This is a genomic window from Streptomyces cyaneofuscatus (assembly GCF_000718135.1).
Taxonomy (GTDB): domain Bacteria; phylum Actinomycetota; class Actinomycetes; order Streptomycetales; family Streptomycetaceae; genus Streptomyces; species Streptomyces cyaneofuscatus.
Genome location: NZ_JOEM01000056.1, coordinates 1 through 846, shown reverse-complemented (window position 1 = coordinate 846; position 846 = coordinate 1). Strand labels below are relative to the sequence as shown.

Here is an 846-nt window from a genome sequence, read left to right as displayed (position 1 = left end):
TGAGCCTTTTCCAACCTCACGCTGAGGCGTGATGAAGGACGAGGACGGCCTGGACGATCGCTGTGATGCGGTTGGTGCTGCAGCGGAGTTTCCGTAGGAGACGCCAGGTCTTCAGGGTGGCCATGGCCTGCTCACCGAGGCAGCGGATCTTGGCATGTGTGCTGTTGTGGCGGCGCTGCCACCGCTTGAGGCGACGGCCGCGGAAGGGAACCCGGATGGAGCCGCCGGCGCCCTGGTATGCCTTGTCGGCCCAGCACTTGAGGTCGGCGTCGGCGAGTGCTTCGACGATGCCGTGGGTGCGGGTGGCGGTCAGGTCGTGGGTGGAACCGGGCAGCGCGGGCGAGGCCCACAGCAGGCGGCCGAACGGGTCGGTGAGGACTTGGACGTTCATGCCGTGGCGCTTGTGCTTGCCCGAGTAGTACGGGGTGTCGGCGGCGATCCGGTCGATCGGAAGCAGGGTGCCGTCCAGGATCACGAACGCCTTGGTCCGCGCGATGCGCATAGCCTCGGCCAGGGTGGGCGCGAGGGCGGCCAGTACGTCGACGGCTTTACGTATGTAGCGGTATGCGGTCGCGATGCCGATCCCGAACCCGGCGGCGAGCTGGGTGTAGGTGTCACCGCACCGCAGATGGGCCAGGGCGAGGAGAGCCTGACGGCCGGCGGTCAGACGTCGCCACCGGGTCCCGATCTCTCCTCGCCGGGCAACGAGCCGTCCGGTCAGGAACCGCAGGGTGCGACTGGACAGGTCGATAGACGACGGGTAGACAAGCATACGAAGCTCCTGGCGGACGGTGGATCTTGGTCGTGAACCCGTCTACCAGGAGCTTCGTCGTTCCGCAGATCCGT

1 protein-coding gene is annotated in these 846 nt (G+C 67.1%); it reads right to left on the bottom strand.

Translation table 11 applies throughout. The features are described 5' to 3' along the window. Positions 1 to 16: 16 nt before the first annotated feature. Entirely contained in the window at positions 17 to 772 is a 756-nt protein-coding gene (locus tag IF17_RS0135715; RefSeq protein ID WP_030575374.1) for an IS5/IS1182 family transposase, read from the bottom strand. Positions 773 to 846 lie beyond the last annotated feature (74 nt).